Genomic DNA, 23733 nt, shown 5'->3' on the forward strand with positions numbered 1-23733 from the left:
ATACATCCCCCCAAATGGATTTTGACTGATCCAAATTGCTCGGCGGAAATGTGATGGTGAATTGTTTTTTTCCGAAATGCATAAACTTCATGACGCGCGGCAAACTGAATTTTTTTGATGAAATTAGGTTAAATTGCAAAAAATGTCCTGATGGGTAAGGATGGGTCGATTTTTGCCTGATTTTCTCTCGCCGTTCAAGACTTCTTTTATAGTTTCCCATCACCCCCCCACTGCAGAAAACCGGGCTTTTGTGGTAAAACCTGGATGTGGTGATGAGAGCGGCCCTGATTGCCTATTTTACTAAAAGGGCGTTGGGGGATCTGCATTTTGTCTGCCCGGCGATTTTTTTGATCCCCTTCCTTTTGGCCACGTTGTGATGGGTAAACCGTTGTACTCGACCGTGGCGATTGTGGGCGTGGGGCTGATCGGTGGCTCGCTGGGCTTGGCCCTCCGGGAACGTAAACTGGCCCGCCGGGTGGTGGGAATCGGTCGGCATACGCAGTCTTTGGCCGAGGCGGAATCGTTAGGGGCGATCAGTGTCGGAACCACGGATTTGGCCGCAGGGGTCAAAGACGCGGAATTGATTATCTTGGCGACGCCCGTGGCCAGCATTGTCCCTTTGGCACGGGAAATTGCCTCGTTGGCCGCTGAAAACGCCATCATGACCGACTGCGGTAGCACGAAACGACAAATCGTGCGAGATTTGGTCAAAAATTACCCCCGCGGGATACAATTTGTCGGCAGTCACCCCCTGGCGGGAGGAGAAAAGCAAGGCCCCTTGGCGGCCAAGGCGGATTTGCTGAATGGCAAATACGTGGTGCTAACCCCTGGTACAAAGCAGTCGGCGGAGTCCTCCGCGGTGCTGGCGGTGGCGGACTTTTGGACATCATTAGGGGCAACCGTGGTGTTCATGTCCCCGCGGGAACATGACAAATCGCTGGCCGCGGTCAGCCATTTGCCACATCTGGCGGCGGCGGCCCTGGCCCGCATGACCAGCATGGCGGATTTGCCCCTGTGCGCCACGGGCTGGCGGGACACCACCCGCATTGCCGCGGGCGACGCCCGCCTATGGACCGAGATTGCCCTCTCTAACCAAGATTACCTGGTGGCGGCCCTCGAAAAATATCAGCGTGAATTAGCCCTCTTCACGCGGGCTTTGGCCGTGGGGGATACGCGTAAACTCGAACAATTATTTCAGCAGGCGAAGGAGCGACGCGATGCTGTGGGAAGTTGAAATTCGGCCCATCCCCACTGAACCAGATCGCGCCGCCGCGCGCATCCACCAAGCCGCGGTTGAAATCGGCCTCCCCGCCGACTGCCGGGTTTGGGCCGCGTCGGGGTATCTATTAGACGGTGATTTAACTCGGGAACAAGTCCTTTGCGCCGCGGCGGAACTATTGTGCGATCCGGTGGTGGAAGAGTTTCGCGTGGCATCCTCCACCGATACCGAATGGCTTTTACCTCCGGAGAATGGCTACACCCAACTGATCCATGTCCTGTATAAGCCCGGGGTGATGGATCCCGTGGCGGCCAGCGCCGCCAGCGCACTTGCCGATGGTGGCTGGCGGACCACCGGTGTGCGCACATTTCGCAAATATTGGCTAGGAAGATTGGACACCGCGCAGTTGCACCGGCTGTCAACAAACGTACTGGCCAATGACGCCATCGAAGAAGCAATAGTAGGCCCCTTGCCATTTGATAAATTGGCCCTGGGCACCGATTATCGTTTGACGCAAATCACAGTCCCGATTCGCGCGTTATCAGACGATGAACTGCAAAAATTGAGCCGCGAAGGGCAGTTGTATCTGCAACTGGCCGAGATGCAAACCATTCGCGCGTATTACCGCGATTTGGAGCGTGATCCCACGGATATCGAGCTAGAAACCCTGGCCCAAACTTGGAGCGAACATTGCTCGCACAAGACGCTGGCGGGGCGGGTGCACTATCGCGGGCCGGAGGGGGAGCGCTTTTATCAGAATTTGTTGAAGGAAACAATTTTTGCGGCGACAGTGCGGATTCGCCAAGAATTAGGCCCCGCCGATTGGTGTGTCAGTGTGTTTCAGGACAACGCGGGAATTGTACGGTTTGACGATCAGTACAATATCGTGATGAAGGTCGAAACGCACAACCACCCCTCGGCCATCGAGCCCTATGGCGGGGCCAATACCGGCCTGGGGGGGGTCATCCGCGACCCGCTGGGGACCGGTTTGGGGGCCAAACCCATCTGCAGCACCGATGTGTTTTGCTTTGCCCCCCCCGACACGCCGGGGACCGACTTGCCCCCGGGGGTCTTGCATCCCCGCCGCGTCATGCGCGGCGTTGTCAGCGGCGTGCGCGATTATGGTAATCGCATGGGCATACCCACGGTCAATGGCGCTGTCTGCTTTGATCCCCGCTACCTGGGAAATCCATTGGTCTATTGCGGCAATGTGGGGCTAATTCCGCGCGATAAATCATTTAAAGAAGTCTTGCCCGGGGATTGGATCGTGGCCCTGGGGGGACGGACCGGCCGGGACGGGATTCATGGAGCCACCTTTAGCTCCGCCGAACTCACCAGCGAAAGCGAGTCCGTGTCCGGCGGCGCGGTCCAAATCGGCAACGCCATCACCGAAAAAATGGTCCTGGATGTCGTCCTGCAGGCGCGGGACCGCAATCTGTTTCATGCAATCACTGATTGCGGCGCGGGGGGGTTCTCGAGCGCGGTGGGCGAAATGGGGGCCGACCTAGGCGCGCGGGTGGATCTGGAAAAAGCTCCCCTCAAATACACCGGGCTAAGTTATACGGAAATTTGGATTAGCGAGGCGCAGGAACGGATGATTCTGGCCGTGGGCCCCGATCAATGGCCTGAATTTTTATCACTGTGTCAGGCGGAGGGAGTGGAAGCGACGATTTTAGGGCAGTTTGTTCCCACGGGGCGGTTGCAATTGTTCTATGCGGGGACCTTGGTGGGGGATTTGGACATGCAATTTTTGCATGACGGCCGTCCCCCCGTAATCCGTCCCGCGACTTACACACCGCACAACGATTCTCCGTTGACGGTCAAAGGTGAATTGCCATCGTTGCAAAATGTATTGCCGCGGGTGCTGGCCGACTGGAACGTTTGCAGCAAAGAATGGATCATCCGCCAATATGACCATGAAGTGCAAGGGGGCAGCGTCCTCAAACCCCTAGTTGGCCCCGCGCAGTCCGGTCCCGGTGACGCCGCTGTCGTTCGGCCGGTGTTGCGCTCTCAACGCGGAATGGTGGTGAGTTGCGGTATTTGCCCTAGTTTTGGCGACTATGACACGTACCATATGGCCGCCAGCGCCTTTGACGAGGCTGTCCGTAACGCCGTGGCAGTCGGGGCCGACCCCCGGCAAATCGCGGTACTGGACAACTTTTGCTGGGGTGACTGCGAAAAACCCGAAACACTCGGCGCGCTGGTCCGTGCCGCGCAGGCTTGCCATGATTTGGCCATTGCCTGGAAAATGCCCTTTGTTAGCGGCAAGGATAGCCTGAACAACGAATTTCGTTACGTGGACGGGGCAGGGCAAAAGCGGACAATCGCTATTCCCCATACGCTGCTGATCAGTGCCCTGGGACAGGTAGCGGACGTTCATCACTGCGTCAGCATGGACCTAAAACGGGCGGGAAATCGGCTCTGCTTGGTCGGAAATACCCACGAGGAATTAGCAGGCTCGCGTTATGCCAAAATCGTGGGTGCGACGGGAGGCGCGGTTCCCAAGGTCGATCCCGCGCTGGCCTGGCGGATTTTTGTGGCGATTCATCAGGCAATCGGCCAGGGTCTGTTGGCCGCGTGTCACGACCTGAGCGAAGGGGGGCTGGCGGTGGCTCTGGCGGAAATGGCTTTTGCGGGGGAATTGGGGGTGGCGGTCGAATTTGCCTGTCTACCTGGCACTGTGCGGCTAGCGTCATTGGCCAACGCCCCTCTTTATTCCCAAACAATTTTGTTTAGCGAATCCAACAGCCGCTTCTTATGCGAAGTGCCCCCCGACCTGACAGCGCGGTTTGAACAATGCCTGGCGGGGTTGCCGCATGCGTGGATCGGGCATGTAATCGCCGAACCCGTCTGCCAAATTACTATCAACAAGGATGCCGGCGGGGTGGTGGAACACGCGCGGTGGAATCTAGCAGAGCTATTTGCGGCTTGGCGGGGACCGCTGGATTGGTAGTGACGGGGGCTTTATAACCAAAAACCAGTAACCAAAAACCAGTAACCGGTAGACAGTGGCATGAACTTTAGCCAGTAGGCCGTGGTTAAATTCGTTGGTTCGCGGTCTAAAGTCCGAACCACTGCATAAACATTATTAATTACCAAGGATACACCATGCCCGTTACCGCCCTTATTTTAAGAGCCCCCGGCACCAACTGCGACGAGGAAACCGCGTATGCCTTTGAATTGGCGGGCGCGCAAACCCAGCGCGTCCATGTGCGGCAACTTTTGGAAGAGCCCGGCATATGCAAGCATTCTCAAATCCTCTGCCTGCCAGGGGGGTTTAGTTACGGGGATGATATTGCCAGCGGAAGAATCCTGGGGGATCAACTGCGTCGGCAGTTAGCAGACACGCTCCGTGAATACCGCGCCGCCAATAAATTGATTCTGGGCATTTGCAACGGTTTTCAGGTGCTGATCAAATGCGGATTGCTCTTTGATGACTTTGAACAGAGCCCCGCCACCCTGGCCTGGAACGAGAGCGGTCGTTACCGGGACGCCTGGGTGAATTTACGGGTCCAGCCAGGACCGTGCGTCTTTTTGCGGGGGCTAACGGAATTTCCGCTCCCCTATGCGCATGGTGAAGGGCGGTTTGTGGCCCGGTCACCGGAAGTTTTGGCGGAGCTGGCCCGGCGGGGACAACTCGCGCTCTGTTATGCGCCTGGAGAGTCAAAAAACGTGGCCGCGCGGGGGGACGCACATTCTGAAGGGGGGGATTTGTCCGTAAAGTTGGACTTTCCGGACAACCCCAATGGTTCCCAGGCCAACGTGGCTGGCGTGTGCGATAGCACGGGACGGGTTTTTGGCCTGATGCCCCACCCCGAGCGTTACATCACCCGCACGCAGCATCCTTGTTGGACACGCGGAGCGGGAACCGAGCCGGGGTCGGGCCTCGCGATTTTTCAGAATGCCGTGGCCGCGGTGGGGTAAGGGAATTTATCGTTCCTCATGCGTTTTTATTTCGCAATTCAAGCCAAGTACCATATCAAGGGGCAAAGCATTTACGCTACTGCCCCGATGCGATCGGCGCGGGGGCGGGACCATTGAGACTGGGGCGCACATTCGCTCCGCCGGAGATCACCCCCGATGTGTCCCCCATGATGGTGCCGCCGCTAACGATGGTTCCGCTGTTGCCGCAACAGTTTCCCTCGCCGCTGATGATGGTGCCGCCGCCATACGTCCCGTGGCTGACCGTTCCTCCACACGGATTACATCCACTTTCGCAACTGCTCACACAACAAGTCGTGGGGCAACAAACCGTCGTGGGGCAGCATTCGATTGGCTGGCAAATTGCCGCGGGAGCCGCGCTGACCACCGGTGCCTGGGTACACGGGGGACAAACCGGGGCGGGTGGGCACACCGGCTGCTGAACCACGGGCACCGTCGTAACCGCCGGTGGAGCCACATAAACCGGCGTGGGCGTGGTATTGCACAGCGAATGATTGCAAAAGATATGCTGTTTGAACGCTTCACAACGGTTAAAGGTGTCAAAGCAAGCTTGACACCCGGTGAACATTGCCACACCAACCAAGAGACTCGAAAACCAGACAAAACGATTCATGGCACAAAACTCCGGCAAGTCGCGAGAGAGGGGATTGGCCGACGATCAGCCCCTGCGTGATGTCGGCAAGCAACTCTAGGTCATGCCGAATGTGGTGCAACCGCGACAGTTGAAAAAACTCAACAATTAACGCAAGTTATTGCCAATAAATGACTTATGTCGAATGGTGTGCGTCCACCCGGTGACGAAAGTCGCCCCCAGAGCTTCCCGCAGATCCCTTTTCACAGATAAAGGGCAAAGCCCGTGCAGCATCATAAGAACTGTTCTGCTAAAGAAGGCCCGCGCAGCACACTTAAACCCGTGCGACGGATTTATATTCGAGCCTCTTATGTCGACCGTGCCGCATAGGATGCGCTCCTAAAAGATGCGCACCCGGTTATGGACATCCCGCGAGGCATGCCCCGACCCACAATTTTAGCCTTTACGATGCCGAATCCGCGCGCGCATCCGGCGTTTTTTGCGTCCCAATTTCCGTCGACCCTTACCTGTCTTTTTTACACCCACGATGCACTCCGCAATTCACATTAAAAAAAGTCCAAAAAACGTAACTCAAAGAGAACAGTTAGTTTAGCGACGAACGGACCTGATGCAAGGGGGGGCCAAGGTTGGACATCCCCCGCTGGCGGGAAATTTCCGGTCTTACTTGTCAATCGAAAACTTGTGCGTGGTCACTGAGTGAAACTTTTGGCCCGGTTTTAGTAACGTAGTGGGAAATTTGGGCTGGTTGGGCGAATCGGGATAATGCTGGGTTTCCAGGCAAAAAGCATGGTGTTGCTGATTGCCGCCGCTACCCGCCGATCCGTCGAGAAAATTCCCCGTGTAAAACTGAATTCCCGGCTCAGATGTGTAAATTTCCATCATCCGTCCCGATTTTGGCTCTTTGACTATCGCGACCAGAGTCGGTTTTTCCGGCGTGCCAGGGTTGCGGATCACATAGCAATGATCATAACCGCCGGTCTTGCCAGACTTTTTCAGCTCGTCAATCCGCGAGCCAATGGCCTGCGCCTTGGTAAAATCCATCACCGTCCCGGCGACTTTGCCATACTCGCCCGTGGGAATCAGTGTGTCATCCACGAGCAAGTATTGGTCGGCGGAAATAAGCAATTCGTGGCCCAAGACATCGCCCGAACCCACTCCTCCTAAATTCCAATAGGCGTGATTGGTCAGATTAACCACGGTCGGTTTGTCGGTCTCGGCCTGGTAGTCAATGACAATTTCATTATCGGCGGTCAGAGTGTAAGTGACGGTGGTGGATAACTTGCCGGGATAGCCCTCTTCGCCGTCAGCGCTTTGGTAGGTAAAGACCACGCTGCGGCCATCGGAAGAGGGTTTGGCACGCCACATCACCCGGTCAAATCCCCCCGGTCCGCCGTGCAAATGGTTTGGCCCGTTGTTGGTGGCCAGGGTGTATTCTTGGCCGTCGATCTTGAATTTTCCTTTGGCGATGCGGTTGGCATAGCGGCCGATCGTGCAGCCAAAGTGCGCGCCATGCCCCTCGTAACCCGCCATGTCGTCAAAGCCCAGCGTCACATTCGCCGGTTTGCCGGTTTTGTCAGGGACCAGCACGGACTGCATGGCCGCGCCATAGTCGATTAAATTGAGCGTCAGACCTTGCTCATTGGTCAGGGTAAAGAGCGTGACGGGCTGTCCGTCGCTGGTTTTTCCAAAAGGTTTTTGGGTCATGGTAGCGCGTGTGGGAATGGCTGATTTCGTAGCGGAAGGGGCTTTTTTGGTTGTGGCGGCGCCTTGCGCCAGCGCGTCGCTGGCCACGAAACACCATACCACGCAACACAGGGTAATAGAACAAATCAACTGGCGGCGCATCGAATTCTCCCCATTCATAAAAATGCTGGAATGTCCCGCCAGTAGCTAGAACTGTGGACCCTGGCAGGCCATGTTATTGCTCTTCACTCCCCGACTCTGCCCCCAAAATATAACCCCCGTCGTGCCGGCAAACAAGTAACAGGCCAGGCCGGATTTATGTCGCTTCCCGGGCTAGCTTCCACCAGTCCACCGCGGGAGCAAAATCCTGGCTGTTATGGGGCAATTCGGTAAAGACCGCCACCCGGCACCAACGCTGCAATTCGACAAAATTGCTGGCTTGGCTGGGATCGGCATGAATATCCAGCGGTTCTGGCTGATTGAGCACCACGCCTGCCAGGTTCAATCCCCCGCGAAAATACCGCCCCGCGATCGCCGTTTGTAATGCCTGATTGATCACGCCCAACCGATTGGGAGCGACAATCACCACGGGAAAGCCAATTTCCGCCGCTAACTCCGCCACTAGTTCATGATCGGCAATGGGCGAAAACAATCCCCCCGCCCCTTCGATGATGACCACCTCGCTGGCATTTAGCCACGGCTCTAAACCGCGCCGCAACAGCATGCGATCGACTTGCTTTCCTTCTTCTCTGGCGGCTAAATGGGGTGCCAGCGGAGCGCGAAACCGTTGCGGACATACTTGTTCCAGGGAAAGGGGCTTTCCCGCCCCCCGCCACAGCGCAACTGCATCGGGACTGATTAATTCCGCGGCTTTACCGCCCTTCGAACTTAACTCACAGCCGCTGGCGACAGGTTTGTACACGCCCACGCAGTGTCCCGCCGCGTGCAGTTTGGCGGCGATTGCGGCGGCAACGTGGGTTTTGCCGACATGGGTGTCAGTGCCGGTGATAAACAGTCCGCGCGGCATAGAAAATTACGAATTACAAATTACGAATGTTGAATGAAAGTATGATGAACAGAGACAAATTGATATTTCCCCAGCGGACGGTTTTACGACGCCTCTCACAGGCAAACGACAAACCCAGGGGAGGTTACCACCCTGGGTTTGTAATCCACGATTAGTGCCGAATGACAATCGAGTGATAATCCCGCACTCTAAAACACGTTCCGTTACTGTCTATCGCTTTGTATGGCGTTGGTACAGGAAATACCAACCAAGGGTGCTGCCCAAAACTACCCATAGTGTCACTATAGAGGGTTCTGGAATAGCTACTACAGTAACATTGTCTAGAGCACTTTTAAAGTTAGATCTCTCGGCACCGTGATAAAAGGTCAACGTGGTTGAGGAATTTTCTGCGGTAAATGAAAACCTGAACAATTCCCAATTAAGCATATACCATGAACCCGGACCCGGAGATTTAAAAAAACTTACTCGCGGACCAAAATCAAGGCTTAAATCCACGAGAGTTGGAAAGAATGTTCTACCATCCGTTCCGCCACCAACATAAAAACTAACCTCATATTGTTGGCCAGACGTGGTGGGGAAACTTTGCCTGATGCCACTGTTTCGCGAATTTTGGAAAAGCCCACCCAGATCGATCCACTGATTCCCCGACTGTGCATTAAATGTAATATCGCTATCGGTAAACATAGTGTTAACTAATGCAGAATTTACCCCAACAACCTCCCAGCCTTGCAAGTTCGCTCCTCCACGGAAATTGGTAAACCCCCCGACTGGGACAAATGGTGTTTCAAACGAGCCATTGCTAATCAAATTTGCCTGCGCGACGCCTACACTACAGCAGATAGCGAGTGCAATAAAAAATGAAAGCATTTTCAAGGTTGATACCTCAAAGTTGAAAAGTGAAATGGCCACCATAATTTCCGAGATTGCTCAATATTATAGTTACTTAGTTTATACTTGCGGCAAGCGTTCACGTCCGTTACTTATATCGTGCTTGGCACGACAAAGGGCGCCCGGTACTCGCGCGTGAGCAGGTCGTTCGCGCGGGCGTTGCCGGGGAATGTCTCGGTCACGGGATCAAAGGTTAGGACCTCTCCCGCCTGCCAACGGGTGGAATCATCAAGGTGGACATGGTTGTCATCTAAATGCCGGGTAGTCCTTTCAAGCGTGTCGGCCACATCGTCGGCCAGTTTGACTTCTTGCAGACACTCGCGCAGCTCGCTGGGGCCAACCGGCTGGCCCAGCAAGTAGGAAATATTACCCGTGTGGCACAGCGCGCTCGACAGGTGCCCTTCGAGAATGGGGCCTTGCAGCTTACTGGCGTCATGCGCCCGAACGGCATCCACAAAGTTATGAAAATGGTTCCCGCCGCCGCGAAATTGCTTGATCGCCTGGCCATTTTTGTCAAATACCGTCCCGTCGGAATAGCTGGTCATGACCAGGTATCCGTCCGATCCCTCGACAATAATTCCCACCTTGGCCGTCTTAAAATCGCCGGTTTCCAGCCCGCGAACCTCAAACACGATCGATTTATCGCCAAAGTCGTGCACCACCACCTGCGTGTTGGGCGTTTCCCCGGAATCCACATAACCAAACCGCCCGCCATAGCTAATGACCCGCTTGCTCAGTTGATTGACATTTAACGCCCAGCGGCAGAGGTCCATCTGGTGGATTCCCTGGTTTCCCAGGTCCCCATTGCCATAGGGCCATTGCCAGTGCCAGTCATAATGAAACTGTTTGCGGGTCAGGGGGGCCAGCGGCGCGGGACCGCACCATAGATCGTAATCCACGCTTTTTGGCGGGGAAAATTCACCCGCCGCGCCGATAGAAGGACGCCGCTTATAACAGAGCCCCCGCGCCAGTTTGACCTCCCCCAGCTTGCCGGTGTGAACATATTCCATGGCAGCGCGCATGCCGCCGGTCGAGCGGGACTGCGTGCCGACCTGGCAGATGCGGCCTAGTTTTTCCGCCGCCTGGACGATCCGCCGCCCTTCGCTGACGTTATGGCTAACGGGCTTTTCCACGTAGACGTCCTTACCGGCCTGCATCGCCCAAATCGCGGTCAGCGCGTGCCAGTGATTGGGCGTGGCGGTGGAGATAAAATTGATCGAGGGATTTTCAAAGACGCGGCGCATGTCTTGGACAAATTCTGGCTTATGGCCGGTCGACTTGGCGATTTCCTCACAGACAGAGTTACCCACGTCGGCGTCGGCGTCGCAGATCATGGCGATGCGGACATCCTTGCGTTGGGAAAATTCGCTAATATGTTCGCGTCCACGGCTGCGTACGCCTATGATCGCACACAAGAGCTGTTCATTGGGGCTGGTGGATTGGGGGGGGGCGTCGGCGGCCAGTGCCGATTGCCCTATCCCCAGGCCCGTCAATGGCGAAGCGGCTAGGGCGGCGGCGGTGGCCAACATCGAACGTTCCAGCATTTCCCGGCGTGTGAGTTGCGACATAAACATGGTCTCCGGTGGGAATGGGGCAATGGCGGATGAGGGGATTGTGTCAGGCAAGGGGGCCCCTGGGGGCATATAAAAAGACCGTGCAAAAAACTTCACTATGAAAAGCTCAGTTTATCGCGGCCAGCAGGGCAATGCAAATGTTTTTTTGCTGGCCGACAGGCCCCCGTAGATGTGGTTGTGTTTATCAATCATCAGCCGGAACGCGCTAGCGTCCGGTTGTATTTTGCTTGTTGGCTTATTAAACCGTGGGCTAGCGCCCGTCGGCTGATAATTCTCGATCCATTCGGTCTTGAGCTTCGTTAACGTACAGGCACACGGCCTCCAAGTCATTGAGATCGTTGAGACATTCCCAGTCGCCACCGACTGTCCAGATCGGTCTGTCGCGGAACTCGGTCCACACTTCGCGCAAACCTCGAGTGCAGTTCGCCTTCAATTGATCGCGGACAATTTTACCGGAACAGCCTGCGGCAGTGGCCACGACATGCACATGATTCGTGCGCGCGTTGACGGTCCACAACTGCCAACCACGATGTTTACAGTGTCCGCGGCATTCTCCTTCAACGACCAGGCGTTGCTCGGGCGACAAGAGCAACACCTCGTGCTGGAGGCGATTCCTTCGCCAATTCGCCAATTGCGGTTGCGGTAGTTGATTCCCTTGCCGCCTATGCCGCCAACCGCGCTCATCACCCTGCAAGTGCGAGCCGTATACGGTCCAGGTGATGAAAAACGCTAGAGGTTCAGAAGCGTTCATATGAATTATAATCAGCCGGAACGCGCTAGCGTCCGGTTAAAATGAATTGCTGAAACATTAAACCGTGGGCTAGTGCCCGTCGGCTGATGATGTAGTGGTGATTTCCCTCTCTACACGTATTTCCACAAGACCCGCTTAACCAGCCACCGGCTGCCCAATGCGCAACAGGTTGCCATCGGGGTCGACAATCGCAAACTCCCGCATTCCCCACGGTTGGTCATTTAGGGAATCTTGCCGGGGAATACCGGACAGGGGCAATTTCGCCGTCTGGCAAGCGGCAAAAAAGCTATCGACATCGGCGACGCGGATGTAACAACCCGCGTGCGAAATTTCGGGACGCAGGTTTGTCATGGTGAAAAAGTGCAGTTCCACCGAGCCACGCTGCAAGATAGCGTAATCGCCATGGGGATGAATATCGCCGCTAAAACCCAATCGCCGGTAAAACGCCAGCGTCTGGTCGAGGGACCGGCAAGGGAGCGTGGGTATGGCTAGGTCGTGCATGGGGTGGTAATCGTATCGGCGGTTGAGAGGGATTAAATTGCTGCTTTTAATGGGAGTTGCGGTTGGCTCGAATACTCGCTTACTTCCAACGGCATCCGGTCGATTTCAGTCAAAAAGCCCCCTGCGGAACGCCGGTAGTTGTCGGGATTTGTTTCCATTTTTCGAAAATGAGCAAGTTGTGCCTGAAAGAAGCGAATGCATTCCAGGGTAAAGTCGAGTTCTTGATCGTTATGAATTATGGGTAGCCTTACAAGCACGTTTCTCGGTGTGGAGCTAAAATTTTATTGATTTAGAAATTTGAACGTGATACGTGATACCAGCATTTTCGGCAAAGTTAATAGGAGCGTTACATCGAATCAAACTTTAGATCGGCATGGTCAAGTAAGCCAAAGTAAAAGTAGAGTTTAGCACACTCCGGATATTGAGACATGCAAAATTCATCTAGGAATTGATTCACCAAGTCGTAATGGTTATTCCATAAAACCCTCTCCGCAATGACCGCATGTTCCTCAAGTTGCTCAGCCGTGATCTGGTCCAAGTAAGCGAAGATTTCGTTTTCCGACCGGCAATTACAACCAAGTACGGGAGCGATGAGATAATGCAATTCCTCCGGCAGGTTTATCAGCACTCCGACTTGATAGGAAGAATGATCCATGTTGAAAAATTATGAGTTAATTCTTAGTGCCGCAACGAAAGATAAAACGTCGGTAAAAAGAACATGCCAAAGATTCCCAGCACAATTCCCAACCTGGCGTGGGAGGACGGCCTAAGGAGTTGTGCCAGGGCGCTGATGATAAATCCTGGCAATGCCAGAAAAGCCACGTACATGGCAATCATCGAGATCCAGTCGCCAAACATCCCCACCCCGAATACAGCCATAAAACCAGTAAGGGAAAGGCCCAGTCCAATTTTAGCAAGCAAACTGTCCGGGGGAATCGCGGGCTGGTCTGGCTGCGACAATGGTGACGCGTAGGGATTTTGCATTTGGGGAGATGTTAAGCGTAATTGAACTATGGGTTGATAATGGTGTGTTGGTTTATCCATCTGCTGGAACGTGCTATTGTCGGGTGGAAATTAATTGTTGGTTTATTGAACCGTGGACTAGCGCCTGTCGGCTGATGTTATGGTATCGCCCTCATTCACCCATACTTTCGCATCGCCCGGTCCACCAGCCACGGGCAGAGCCGATTCGCCCAGACCAAGGCCCGCCCACGCCAGTTGGGGACAATTTCTCCCCGCCCGGTTTCGATGGCCCGCACAATCGCCCGCGCCACCCTTTCCGCCGGGACACCCGGCGGACTGGGCCATGGGGGGGTATGGTCGTCACCCAAAGTGTGGGCGTAGAAGTCCGTCTCGGTGGTACCAGGACTGACCAGTAACAGATCAATGCCGATTTTATTTAGCTCAGGACGGACGCTTTCGGACCAGCCGCGCAGGGCAAATTTGCTCGCGCAGTATTCACTATTTTGCGGAGTCGCGCGGTGGCCAAGGATTGAGCCTAAATTAACAATCAAAGGGGTCTGGCCATTCTGTAGCAAAGGGAGTGCCGCCCGGCATAGTTCGACCGGGGCAAAAAAGTTGACCTCAAAAATAGTCCGTAATAGCCGGGGGTCGGATTGGGCAAACCGTCCCAAGCTGCCCGTGCCGGCGTTGTTTATCAGCAAATCCAAGCCGTGAAAACGGGATTCGACCATCCGCAGGGCGGCGGTGCGGTCCTCGGGACGGGTGATGTCCCCGACAAAGATCGCCGTTTGACCGGGGTGATTACGCGGATCTTGTGGGTTTTCCCAAGTTTTTTGCCATTCGGCCAGCAATTCCCCCCGGCGGGCCATTCCTAGGACATGTACGCCTTGCCCGACCAGCAAATCCGCCACCGCCCGTCCAATTCCACTGGAAACTCCGGTGACCAAGGCCCTTAAATTTTTCAGTTTACGACGTATCATAATGTAGGCAGCACACCCAGGGAGGATGTGTTATTTCCGCGAATGAGATAAAATAAGGCGGGTGAATTCACAGCCGGACTGTGAAGTTTTTCACTTGTTGGTGATTGTACTTTGCCAGGCGGCGAAATAAGACCACGACAGACCGCAACCCGTAGACGTGTCGCACTCATGGGCCGGACTGCTAAAAATGTGGAAATTTCGGTCTTTTGGCAATCCGCGGCGATACTTGCCAATTTTTACGCGGCCGGTCGCCTGATCAATCATGGTAAGCGATTTGCAATTCTTGGGTAAAGTCGGAACCATTTTCGCTGACCCAGAAAGTTGTGTGCCCACAATCTAATGGATGAATTACTGCACCAGTACGGCTATTTTGGGATTATTTTCTTTCTGGTATTGACCGGCTTTGGCCTGCCAATTCCCGAAGAGGTAGCCCTGATTGCCGCCGGGATTATGGCCGCCAAAGGCTACCTGGATATCTGGTTGGCCATGGGGGCCTGCCTGATTGGGTGCCTGCTGGGCGATAGCATTATGTATTTGATAGGCTATCGGCTGGGGGGGCGGATGCTGCGCCCCGGATCGTTTTGGCGAAATTATCTCACGCCCGAACGGGAAAAATCTTTGGAACACCTGATCCACCGCCACGGGGTCAAAGTATTTTTTGTTTCGCGATTCTTGGTCGGGGTACGCTCCCCCGTTTATTTGACCGCGGGTATCTTACGCTATCCTTACCGCAAATTTTTTATTACCGACCTGTTTTGCGCATCATTGGTAATTTTGCTTTTTACCGGGCTAAGTTATTTCTTTGGCGAATGGGCGGTCCGCATGGTCCAACAGGCCGAATACGGTTTGACCATTTTGGTCGGCGTGGGTCTGGTAGGGGCCACCATATTTGGTTGGTATTACGTGTATCACCGCCGCGGACCGCATGATCCCGGGGCGTTAGGCAAACTACTCGGCGAGGATCAGCAAAGCATGGAAGAAGGCCTGCAGGATGAGGAACAATCCGCCACGTCCCAGCCAACCTCGACAGGCACCTCCCCGGAAGAAATTAACAATAGCCAGTCACCTTCTTTAACAGAACCCGTGGCGGAAAGTGCTGCCACGGCGACGCCGAGGATCCAATCTCCCGTAGCGGCTATTCCACCCCAGCCCACGGACGCTGCCTTAGAGACATCGCCCCCCCCGGAAAAGCCTAACCGAGCCGTGGGGACCGACCTGGACGCGGGACCCAACCCCGTACCCCGTCAAAATGGAAGCGTCAATCCGCAAACCTCCCCCTCGACCGGTTTACACCCCCGCCAAAACGGTAATTTTGCGGGGGGTAATGGAAGCGATTATTCGCGTAAGCTAGGCAAAGCGACCGACAGCTTGGATGGAACCCAGCTTACCGCCCTGAGTAAAAAGCGGATTTAGCAAATGCTAGCGTTAGTTAAGTGGGATGCCACGTAAAATTCGCAGTTCGTTTGTAGGAATTAAAAGAGTAGGTTCTGTAATTTTTTCATTTTTCCGGGGCGGCCTCTTGTAAATCTGTACACTTTGGTGTATGATTGCCACCAGTGAACATTCGACCACAAAGGAAAATGGTCGAAAAATCACGTAAAAGACGGACGACTATGATTTTTTTAGATTGTTTTTTGTGCGGCGCGTGATTTGGCACACTGCGTGCATTAACAAACTTCCGTCTTGTCAGGATCTTAATCTTCTCAGTTTTTTCACAAAGAATGGAGTCTGTCATGTTAGTGCTATCGCGCAAGGTGAACGAAAAAATTCGGATTGGTCAAGATATTGTGATCACCGTGCTAGCGTTTCGCGGCAATGCGATTCGCCTGGGGATCGAGGCTCCGCAGAGTGTGCGTGTGCTCCGGGGCGAATTATCCGCGGACGCATCCTCATCCGCCACGCCGGTACAGTATGTTTTAGCCCAATTGCTATCGACACAGTCTGAGGGGGAATCCCTGGACATCCTTGCCGGCGAGGAAATTTCCACGGAGCCCGCTGAGCAAAACATTCGAGTCGAGGTTGTTGAACTACGGCAAAACCGCCAACCCCGTTATCGTCAAGAAATCACCACCGCCACCCGGCAGCAGGCTATTTTATCAGCAGCGGGAACAGACACCTCCGCTCCCTTGGCCAAGAAACTTGCCGCACGCCGCGGGGCGGGGACTGGTGGAAACGCCTCCGCCAATGAAAGTCAAACTGGCTCTTCGGCGGAATTATCTTCAATAGGGGAGGATGACCAGTGTATTGAGCCATTTTCCACCGCCGAGGCAAATCTGTCGCTAAGTGTCTAGCAGACCTGTAATGAGCGCGTTGTGAATGGTTCTAACGCGCTCTATGGATTAATCCACATGGTGCGTGGCATTGCTAGCCGCGACTCGAGCGCTGGGTCAAAGCAAAGGATTCAAGTTGGGGGATCAGCCACCGGGCACTTGCTCCAGGTATTTTACCGCTCTAACCCATAAGCAAGCTATCCTACGGCACATCCTCAAACGAATCGTTGACAAAACACTACTTAATGCCTTGGCACACTGTTAGCGGTAATGTGGTGGATCTTAACGGTAGAGCGGCATCGCGCTGGGGCGATCCGCCATAATGGAATTCCCAGGGGAGGTAAGTGCCGGACTGCCGTAGATCTCGGGAGCTTGTTCCCCTTGTGGGAATGTTCCCGGCGGGGCGGTTGACCCAACTGGCACTTGCAGGTTGGTGGTTGGTTGGTTCGCGGTTGCATAGCCGCCAGGTGCGTTCGGTCCCACGCCCAGGTTGGGCCAAGCGACCGCTTCTGACCAGACGGGGGACGCGGCCAGGTTTGAGGGTCTGGCTGCGTCCCCTGGCAGTGTGTTTACTGGTACCGTGTTCCCCCTATCAACGTAGCTTGCGGATTCCTGCGCCGCTGGTACAAGCAAACTCGCGGGTTGGGTGGTGCCTGGTTGTTCGGCGGTTTGCGGCACAGGCTCTTTGCGCAGCCAGGGGTTAGGTTGCATATTTGCTTGTTGTATATGCTCGAGCAGGATGCGCCGCACCGTGGCGACACTTTTAGGATGGCGATGAATATCCACGTGATTGGCGGCGACGGTGACTTCCCGTTCCACCTGATAATCACGGACATACTCGGCAAAGCGGGTGGTCTTTATCTGCTCGATCGAGGCACTGGTCAATTCCACGATTCCATCCCCGGGCGAGCTATAACGGTAGATTCCGCTGCGCGGGACCAGGCCCACGATATTGTCATGTTTGACCCAGGGAGCGCGTCGCGCCTGAAACATAACTGGCAGGATGGGTGAGTTTGGCGAGAGGGAGTCGATGCTGGTGGTGATTTCCAGCAGTTTGGGATCGCGGATCAAGCCGGGATTTTTTTCGATCAGTTCATGCCTGCGCATCGAGAGCATCTCGGGCAGCTTAATCAACCGGCGAGCCAGCACCTGGGTGTAGTCATTGGAAAATTCGCTTCCCAGGTGGGGTGTGCCGATCGTGACAATTCGTTTGATGGCGGGATTTGGTTGAAAGAAAAACAGTTCCCGTAATTCAGCTCTGTATTTTTCACTGGCTACGATGCCGTCAAACGGTTTATCACTAAGGATTTTCCAAAAACGATCCTCGCTGTCGATAACTTGCAAGCGAGAAACCAGCCCCCCCATACTATGGCCGATCAGCACCATTTGTTCCATGGCGGGCTGGCGGCTTTGCGGATCAAAGGTTTGGCGGTAATTGCGCAGATCCCCGCGAAAGCGCGTCGCGCTGTACCAAAACGGCTGCCCGGTCGGATAAAAATAGAACAAAAATTGATAGCGACTGCGCAAATCGGCGGAGCCTTGCAGATCATTAAACATCTCCATCCACGTAATTGGGCTAGACCACAATCCATGCACAAACACCACGGGAATTTTATCGGGATTGTACGGTTCCAGCAAGTACAGTCCCGCCAATTCCTCGGTGCTGCCGGGGTTTAGTAGTCCACTGGTGCTGGCATCCAGTTTACCTAGTTGGGGATTACTCAGAAAATGCGCCAGCGGCGTGGATAGGTCCGTCTCGAGCGGCACTTGCCGGTCGCACACGGTTATGTCGCTGGACGTCAATGGATCATATAAATCCAGCACGGCGCGGTGGACGTTACAGGTGGTCCCCGCCTGGGGCTGCTGATGAGCGTGCGAACCATGTTCATCCGGCAACAGTCGCAAAAATGCCGTTAGTGGAAAACTCAGTCCCGGGGGGAAATATTTTTCCCGCGTGGTGGATGTCGCGGGGGGCTTGCGCACGGCGATGAGCGGCACGCCCAGGCCGTAGGTGTGATAATGATTGCGCAGGCCGGTGACTTGATAATCGCTGACGAACTCAAATTTTTCGATTTCGGCGGGATTCCACTGGCCATTGCGAAGCTGGACCTGAATTTGCCATTTTTGCCCGGCGACCTCGATCTCGGCTTGCATATCGGGGCGCAATTGGCCTTCTTTTTGCACAATTTTGAGCGCGCTCTCGAGCGCTTCGTTGTACAAATCACATTCCTGGCGAAACTGAGGGTCATAGGGATTACGAAATTGGGCAAAACGCGGATCAAACAAATAGTAATAGCTATGCGCGACGGACGCCCCAAAGTAATCCAGCGCTAATTTACCATTCGCGCGTTGTTGCTTTAAACCCTCCAGATAGGCTATCTCGGCGTATGCCTGGCAGCCGTCCGGTGACGGATCAACCCGCAAGATTTCATGCAGGTCGGTAAGCAAGACTTGCGCGTCGCCGTCCAATTTATTCAGCAAATCATTGCGACGCAGATACTGGATGGTGCGCTCGGTCGGCTGCGGACCCCCATGCGATATGAGCTTGAGCGTGGAGTCCAGCGGGTTAGAAGAAATCGGCCGCAGTTTGACGATTTCAGAACTAGCGCAGCCCCCCAGCATCACTACTGTCAGAATTGCCCAACCCCAGCCACGCGCAATAGTCTTCGTTCCCGCCGAACGGCTTACGGTCGGCGTCGGGGCGTCATCATGCCTGGTAAATTTCCACCCAGATGCCATCCGGCGCATCGCTGTGGCCTTTACACAAAAAATAGTCGGAAAAAACCCCGTCTGGCAACGGCGGGGCGGGCCAGGGCAAATTGGACGTACCGCTGGGTTGGTATCGCGGCAAAAAAAAACGGTCCCCTGCCCCAGGACCGTCGGCGGGAACCATACTCGCCCGGATGTGTCTAGGCAAGAGCAATATTTTCACACCTGTGTCCCGCCTCGCGGTGCTAGCAATCCAAGAGTGCGTCCTTTACATTCAATGTTTGGTCATTTTAGGTGCCAGGAAACGTGACTACGGCCGGATCAAGAGGCTTGGGATTGATGATGGCAATGACAAATTCGGGCTTTACCCCTCCCCCGCTCTCGGCGGGCCACTGGGCTGTCGGCGATTTATGGCTGCGCCCTCCCCGGCCCGAGGATATCGAGCCCCTGTACGCCGCGGTCATGGAGTCCGTGAATGAAATCCAACCCTGGCTCGCCTGGTATCATCCGGGTTATTCCGTCGATGATTGCGCCCGTTGGGTGAATGATGTGCCCGCTGCCTGGGCGGAGGATCGCTCGTATAGTTTTGCCATCTTTGACCAAGCCACAGAGGCGCTGTTAGGCACCATTGGCATTAATCAACTTGATCGCTTTAACCGGCGGGCCAATCTGGGCTACTTTGTCCGGACTAGCACGACCCGGCGGGGCATCGCCACGGCGGCGACCTTGCGCTTGGCGAGGTTTGGCTTTGCCGAGCTAAAGTTGCAAAGGATAGAAATTGTGGCGGCGGTGGGAAATTATGCCAGCCAAAAAGTCGCGCTCAAAGTCGGCGCCACCCGCGAAGGTGTGGCCCGCCGACGCTCCCACGTTGCCCAACAACAGTTGGATACCGTGATGTTCTCTTTGGTCAAAGAAGATCTTGCCGGGGATCAGCCAATCACGCTTACCGGTTAAAGCGGTTCCTGACGTTTTGCGCGCAGGGCTTGGGCGGTTGCCTGGCAAGCGGTCAGCCGCCGGGTCAATTCGGCCAGAAGTGTGTCATCGTCATAACCCTGGATTTCTTGCGGAAAAAGTGGTTCGCCATATTCAATTTGGACCCAACCAGGGCTGGGCCAGGAATGACTACGGGGCCAGGCTTCGTACAGACCCGCCAATCCCACGGGGACAATCGCGGCTCCTGTCCGCCGGACCAGCGCTAAAAATCCGGGCTTGAGCGGTTGGACGCGTCCATGGGGGGTGCGGGTTCCTTCGGGAAACATCAGAACCACTTCACCCGCCTTCAGCCGCTTCATGGTTTGCTTGATTCCTTCCAGTCCCAGTCCTTCGCGGTCAATGGGAATCGCATCAAGGGAAAGAATGAGCCAGCGGAACCAGGGATGATGAAAAAGTGATTCGCGGGCCAAATAATTCATGCGCCTGGGACAGACGCAGCCGATCAAAGGCGGATCGGCGTTGCTTTGATGATTTGCCAGGACCAGCACGCCCCCCGTTGCCGGAAATTTTCTTGTCCCCCGCGCGCGCAGGCCCAGATAGGGGATGGCCGCCAACCAGGCGGCATAGCGTAAAAATTCATACCAAAGTCGCTGGGGCCAACGTCGTTGCATTTCTGGCAAAAGCCCGGCGATTTAGGGTTGAACAAAATTTAGATGGGAACGCATCCGGCCCAAGATCCAGGCCGTCCCCAGATACTGGCGATAATCGTGCGTCTTGCCCAGGGAAGAAGCGACATCCCATTGCCGGACCTTGGGGGCGTGGACGGCGGCGATCCGCGCCCCGACATAGCCGATAGCCTCGGGATGGGTGTTTCGATCAACCAGGTGATACCGCTTGAGGGCGGGGTCCAAGCTATTATTAAAAAATAATGCCCGCTCGACGCCATTCAGCGCGAAACCATGCGGTTGACCCGGTAATAGCCAGCACTCATTAATGGCGGTGGCAAAAAACACCCCCCGCACCGGACCCAACGCGCCGGTGGCTTCCGCGGGCAAGCGATAACCCGCGAGTGAACCTCCTCCGCGCAAATGCAGCGCTCCGCTGGCGATCCGCGCTCCGTAACTATATCCCACCAAACCCACGGGAGTGCCAGGGAGTAAATCCTTTAAAAAGTTAGCCAGATAAATCCCTTCGCTAGTTGTCCGGGCCGCCTTGGTCTGGATGTCCTGGATTTGGCCTTGAATTTGATCGCTGGGCCAGGACCATATGATAATTCGGATCGGTTGATTGCACCAACCGCCGCGCAGAGCCTCCCCTACGGTATAGCCAAAGTCCACCGCGTCTTGAAAGTTAAAGCGGTTGCCGTGCAGTAAAACATACGTGGGTCGGTTATCCAGGCTGGCCAAAAATTCGGCGTGTGTGGCGTGATTCCAGCGGCAAGCCGTGGAATCGCAGTGCTGGAACGCCAGCCGCGCGGCGGAAACATCGCGGCCCGACTGATAGCAGGGTAAACCGCGACTGCTGACCAGCCAATAGTCCACATCTGGCGTTGTAACGACGGCAGGACCGTCCGCGGATGGCGGAGGCAAGGTCTCTTCGGGGGGAGTAGCGTATATCCAGCCAGTGGACCACAACAAAAGCGCCGCCAAAAGGGTAACCGGCCATAATTCTGGCAGCAAAGTCATTAGCCAGCGTTGCGCAACGAGGGTAAGCGGGTTGAGCGCAATTTTTTGGTTGGGATACGGCATCGCTGACATCCAGTAATAATCGCGGAGCATCTTTGTAAAATGACCGCCATCCACCATGGGACAGGCAAGGGGAACCGCTGAGGGGGCTGTGGCAGGCGCCCAGCGCGGGTAATGCGGATTATGCCGCCGCGCGCGGCTTGACCGATTACAGGAGGGCAAATTTTTCGGATCAACAGTAGGTAGCCGCAAGCTGCCACCGCGTCACCGCTACAGTCCTACAAATTTAGCACGTGATTACGCCGATGATGTGGTAAAAATGCCACAATGTTGAAAAAAATTTTCGTGTTGCGTTTGCACAACGTCAACCATGATGTAAGTTTTCACAGCTTACCATCGTGCGCGGCGGCAACCCTACCGCCAGCGACAGCCCGCCGTGTCACGATACACCCGAATTGGTCAGTCAGTTGGCGACCAGCGGTTGATTGAATGATTTTTTTACCGTGGTTGCCGTTGGCGGCCCCCGCCCGAGTGGTTGACTGCAGCCCCTCCCGCCGCCAAATAAACACCCGCCCCCCCCGACCCGGCCGTTGTGTCAGCCGGTTGAACATCCGTTGCGCTGTGCGCAAGGGAACTCAAGATGATCCCCGGCCTCCGCGGGTAGCGGAGGAATTTTTTATTGAAAGGAGTTTCGTCATGCAACGAATCTTAAGCTTGCTCGGTCTGGCTGTTGTGGCCGCGGGTTTGTCCGGCTGTTCCGCGTGCGATGGATTAACATCGGATTGTGGACCAGGCATGGGTGGCATGCGTTGGGGCTTGTTTAACAAACATGGCATGCATAATGATTGCTCTCCCTGCAGCGCGACGGTCCCCGCCAATAATTGCCCCTGCGGCGACAGCGCGGCGATCAGCGGTCCAGCGCTGGGCGGATCGATTGGCGGGGCGGAACTGGCCAGTTCGAACTGCGCTTGCTCCACCGGCGGCGGCGCGGAATTGATTGGCGGCGCGCCCGCGATGGTGGATAGCCTGCCCCCCGCTCCCAGCGGCACACGCTCCCGCGTGATGCCGGGAATCGAGTAAACGGTCCGCGTCATCCGCCGCCGCGCCTTGATGGCGTCGTCTGCGGGGTTTAGTCGATTGTTTCCCGCTTGACTTTTTCAATCTTTTGCAAGAACGCCCGCAGGGACTGCGGGCGGGCGGCGGGGTCGATTTGCAGGCATTGCATGATCGTTTCGCCCAGAACGGGATCGATGCGGGGGCATAGTTGCGTAATTTGCCGCGGCTCGATCTTGTCATGATTCAGCGCGTCCATCCCCGTGGATTTACCCTTTGGCCAGGGAAGCTCCAGCGCAAACAGCTCAAAGGCGGTCACCCCGAACGCAAAAATATCCAGGCGCTGATCGGTCTTTTTGCGGCGGACCACCTCGGGAGCCAGATAGTTGGGCGTTCCCACGCGGTTGCCCGGTTGCATATATTCAGCCTTGGCCGGCAGGGTCAGGCCAAAATCGATCAACTTTAGAGACGTTGCGTCCTTGGAGCAGACAAAATTTCGCGGGCAAATGTCGCGGTGAATGTATCCCCGCCCATGCACGTAATCCAGGGCCTCGGCCGCTTGCCGCAAGAGGGCCAGTCGATTGCCGTTGAGCAATTCGCTTTTGGAAATAATGAGCGAGTTAAGTCCGGGACCATCCAGAAATTCCATTAAGATGTAGGCCCGGTTGTCCGTGGTGGTGCCGTGCTCCAGGGTCTTGACGATTCGTGGGTGATCCATCCCCAGGGCGATTTCCCCCTCGCTCGGTTTTTTGAGGGCTTTAAAGCGGGATTCCACCGCCTCGGTCTTATCCTTGTCCTGAATTTTTAAACCGACCATTTTGCCGGTCTGGCGATCGCGGGCGGCAAAAAATTCCGACATGGTGCCCGAAATCGCTTCACGTTCGATTTCAAAGCGTTGGGCGATATCGACTTTATTGGAAAAAAGCGCGCGAATTGCCTGTAAAAATCCCATCGGACGATATA

Annotated in this window: 22 protein-coding genes and 1 pseudogene; 7 read left to right on the forward strand and 16 right to left on the reverse strand. The window is 55.4% G+C overall.

The genetic code is table 11. The annotated features are described in order from the left end of the window. Nucleotides 1-376: 376 nt before the first annotated feature. From SFX18_16795 to SFX18_16805, 3 genes are all read left to right on the forward strand, one after another. Complete coding sequence (locus tag SFX18_16795) at nt 377-1234, forward strand: prephenate dehydrogenase (GenBank protein MDX1964810.1); 858 nt, start codon at nt 377-379, stop codon at nt 1232-1234. Next, on the forward strand, nt 1218-4172 hold the full coding sequence (gene purL, locus SFX18_16800; GenBank protein MDX1964811.1) for a phosphoribosylformylglycinamidine synthase subunit PurL: 2955 nt from the start codon (nt 1218-1220) through the stop codon (nt 4170-4172). The genes SFX18_16795 and purL overlap by 17 nt, the downstream gene beginning before the upstream one ends. A 155-nt stretch (nt 4173-4327) precedes the next feature. Further along, nucleotides 4328-5143: a phosphoribosylformylglycinamidine synthase subunit PurQ gene (locus SFX18_16805; protein MDX1964812.1), complete on the forward strand. Its 816-nt coding sequence runs from the start codon at nt 4328-4330 to the stop codon at nt 5141-5143. 76 nt (nt 5144-5219) lie between these two features. On the opposite strand, the gene SFX18_16810 is transcribed toward SFX18_16805, so the two are convergent. The 10 genes from SFX18_16810 to SFX18_16855 all read right to left on the reverse strand — a co-directional run bounded on the left by SFX18_16810 (nt 5220) and on the right by SFX18_16855 (nt 14120). After that, nucleotides 5220-5774 carry a hypothetical protein gene (locus SFX18_16810; protein MDX1964813.1) on the reverse strand — a complete coding sequence of 185 codons (555 nt, stop codon included), beginning with the start codon at nt 5772-5774 and terminating at the stop codon, nt 5220-5222. 639 nt (nt 5775-6413) lie between these two features. Beyond that, complete coding sequence (locus SFX18_16815; GenBank protein ID MDX1964814.1) at nt 6414-7457, reverse strand: aldose epimerase family protein; 1044 nt, start codon at nt 7455-7457, stop codon at nt 6414-6416. Nucleotides 7458-7752: 295 nt separating this feature from the next. Further along, nucleotides 7753-8463: a dethiobiotin synthase gene (gene bioD / locus SFX18_16820; protein MDX1964815.1), complete on the reverse strand. Its 711-nt coding sequence runs from the start codon at nt 8461-8463 to the stop codon at nt 7753-7755. A 210-nt stretch (nt 8464-8673) separates the two neighbouring features. Beyond that, complete coding sequence (locus tag SFX18_16825; protein ID MDX1964816.1) at nt 8674-9330, reverse strand: DUF642 domain-containing protein; 657 nt, start codon at nt 9328-9330, stop codon at nt 8674-8676. 113 nt (nt 9331-9443) lie between these two features. Further along, on the reverse strand, nt 9444-10919 hold the full coding sequence (locus SFX18_16830) for a Gfo/Idh/MocA family oxidoreductase (GenBank protein ID MDX1964817.1): 1476 nt from the start codon (nt 10917-10919) through the stop codon (nt 9444-9446). A 256-nt stretch (nt 10920-11175) separates the two neighbouring features. Further along, entirely contained in the window at nt 11176-11676 is a 501-nt protein-coding gene (locus SFX18_16835) for a hypothetical protein (GenBank protein ID MDX1964818.1), read from the reverse strand. Nucleotides 11677-11811: 135 nt separating this feature from the next. Then, entirely contained in the window at nt 11812-12177 is a 366-nt protein-coding gene (locus SFX18_16840; protein MDX1964819.1) for a VOC family protein, read from the reverse strand. A gap of 346 nt (nt 12178-12523) precedes the next feature. Beyond that, complete coding sequence (locus SFX18_16845; protein MDX1964820.1) at nt 12524-12832, reverse strand: hypothetical protein; 309 nt, start codon at nt 12830-12832, stop codon at nt 12524-12526. 23 nt (nt 12833-12855) lie between these two features. Then, nucleotides 12856-13056, reverse strand: a complete 201-nt coding sequence (locus SFX18_16850) for a hypothetical protein (GenBank protein ID MDX1964821.1) — start codon at nt 13054-13056, stop codon at nt 12856-12858. A 260-nt stretch (nt 13057-13316) separates the two neighbouring features. Next, on the reverse strand, nt 13317-14120 hold the full coding sequence (locus SFX18_16855; protein ID MDX1964822.1) for an SDR family NAD(P)-dependent oxidoreductase: 804 nt from the start codon (nt 14118-14120) through the stop codon (nt 13317-13319). Nucleotides 14121-14459: 339 nt separating this feature from the next. On the opposite strand from SFX18_16855, the gene SFX18_16860 reads away from it, so the two are divergent. After that, nucleotides 14460-15533, forward strand: a complete 1074-nt coding sequence (locus SFX18_16860) for a VTT domain-containing protein (protein ID MDX1964823.1) — start codon at nt 14460-14462, stop codon at nt 15531-15533. Between the two features lie 85 nt (nt 15534-15618). On the opposite strand, the gene SFX18_16865 is transcribed toward SFX18_16860, so the two are convergent. After that, the gene (locus SFX18_16865; GenBank protein MDX1964824.1) at nt 15619-15855 is read right to left on the reverse strand and encodes a hypothetical protein; all 237 of its coding nucleotides are present in this window, start codon (nt 15853-15855) and stop codon (nt 15619-15621) included. On the opposite strand from SFX18_16865, the pseudogene SFX18_16870 reads away from it, so the two are divergent. Next, nucleotides 15854-15994 (forward strand): annotated as a pseudogene (locus tag SFX18_16870) (carbon storage regulator). The gene SFX18_16865 and the pseudogene SFX18_16870 overlap by 2 nt on opposite strands. A 678-nt stretch (nt 15995-16672) precedes the next feature. Here SFX18_16870 and SFX18_16875 read toward each other — a convergent pair. Continuing rightward, complete coding sequence (locus SFX18_16875) at nt 16673-19129, reverse strand: hypothetical protein (GenBank protein MDX1964825.1); 2457 nt, start codon at nt 19127-19129, stop codon at nt 16673-16675. Between the two features lie 312 nt (nt 19130-19441). On the opposite strand from SFX18_16875, the gene SFX18_16880 reads away from it, so the two are divergent. Next, complete coding sequence (locus tag SFX18_16880) at nt 19442-20053, forward strand: GNAT family protein (protein MDX1964826.1); 612 nt, start codon at nt 19442-19444, stop codon at nt 20051-20053. Here the strand turns inward: SFX18_16880 and SFX18_16885 are convergent. The 3 genes from SFX18_16885 to SFX18_16895 form a co-directional block, all read right to left on the reverse strand. Continuing rightward, a complete protein-coding gene (locus SFX18_16885) occupies nt 20050-20703 on the reverse strand; it encodes a lysophospholipid acyltransferase family protein (protein MDX1964827.1) in 654 nt (217 codons plus the stop codon). The genes SFX18_16880 and SFX18_16885 overlap by 4 nt on opposite strands. A gap of 21 nt (nt 20704-20724) precedes the next feature. Further along, complete coding sequence (locus tag SFX18_16890) at nt 20725-21780, reverse strand: hypothetical protein (protein ID MDX1964828.1); 1056 nt, start codon at nt 21778-21780, stop codon at nt 20725-20727. A gap of 320 nt (nt 21781-22100) precedes the next feature. Beyond that, nucleotides 22101-22346, reverse strand: a complete 246-nt coding sequence (locus tag SFX18_16895; protein ID MDX1964829.1) for a hypothetical protein — start codon at nt 22344-22346, stop codon at nt 22101-22103. Between the two features lie 67 nt (nt 22347-22413). Between SFX18_16895 and SFX18_16900 the strand changes: the two genes are divergently transcribed. Continuing rightward, on the forward strand, nt 22414-22797 hold the full coding sequence (locus SFX18_16900; GenBank protein ID MDX1964830.1) for a hypothetical protein: 384 nt from the start codon (nt 22414-22416) through the stop codon (nt 22795-22797). 49 nt (nt 22798-22846) lie between these two features. Here the strand turns inward: SFX18_16900 and SFX18_16905 are convergent, their stop codons facing one another. After that, nucleotides 22847-23722, reverse strand: a complete 876-nt coding sequence (locus SFX18_16905) for a serine/threonine-protein kinase (GenBank protein MDX1964831.1) — start codon at nt 23720-23722, stop codon at nt 22847-22849. Nucleotides 23723-23733 lie beyond the last annotated feature (11 nt).

Source organism: Pirellulales bacterium, assembly GCA_033762255.1.
In the GTDB taxonomy this organism is placed as follows: Bacteria; Planctomycetota; Planctomycetia; order Pirellulales; family JALHPA01; genus JANRLT01.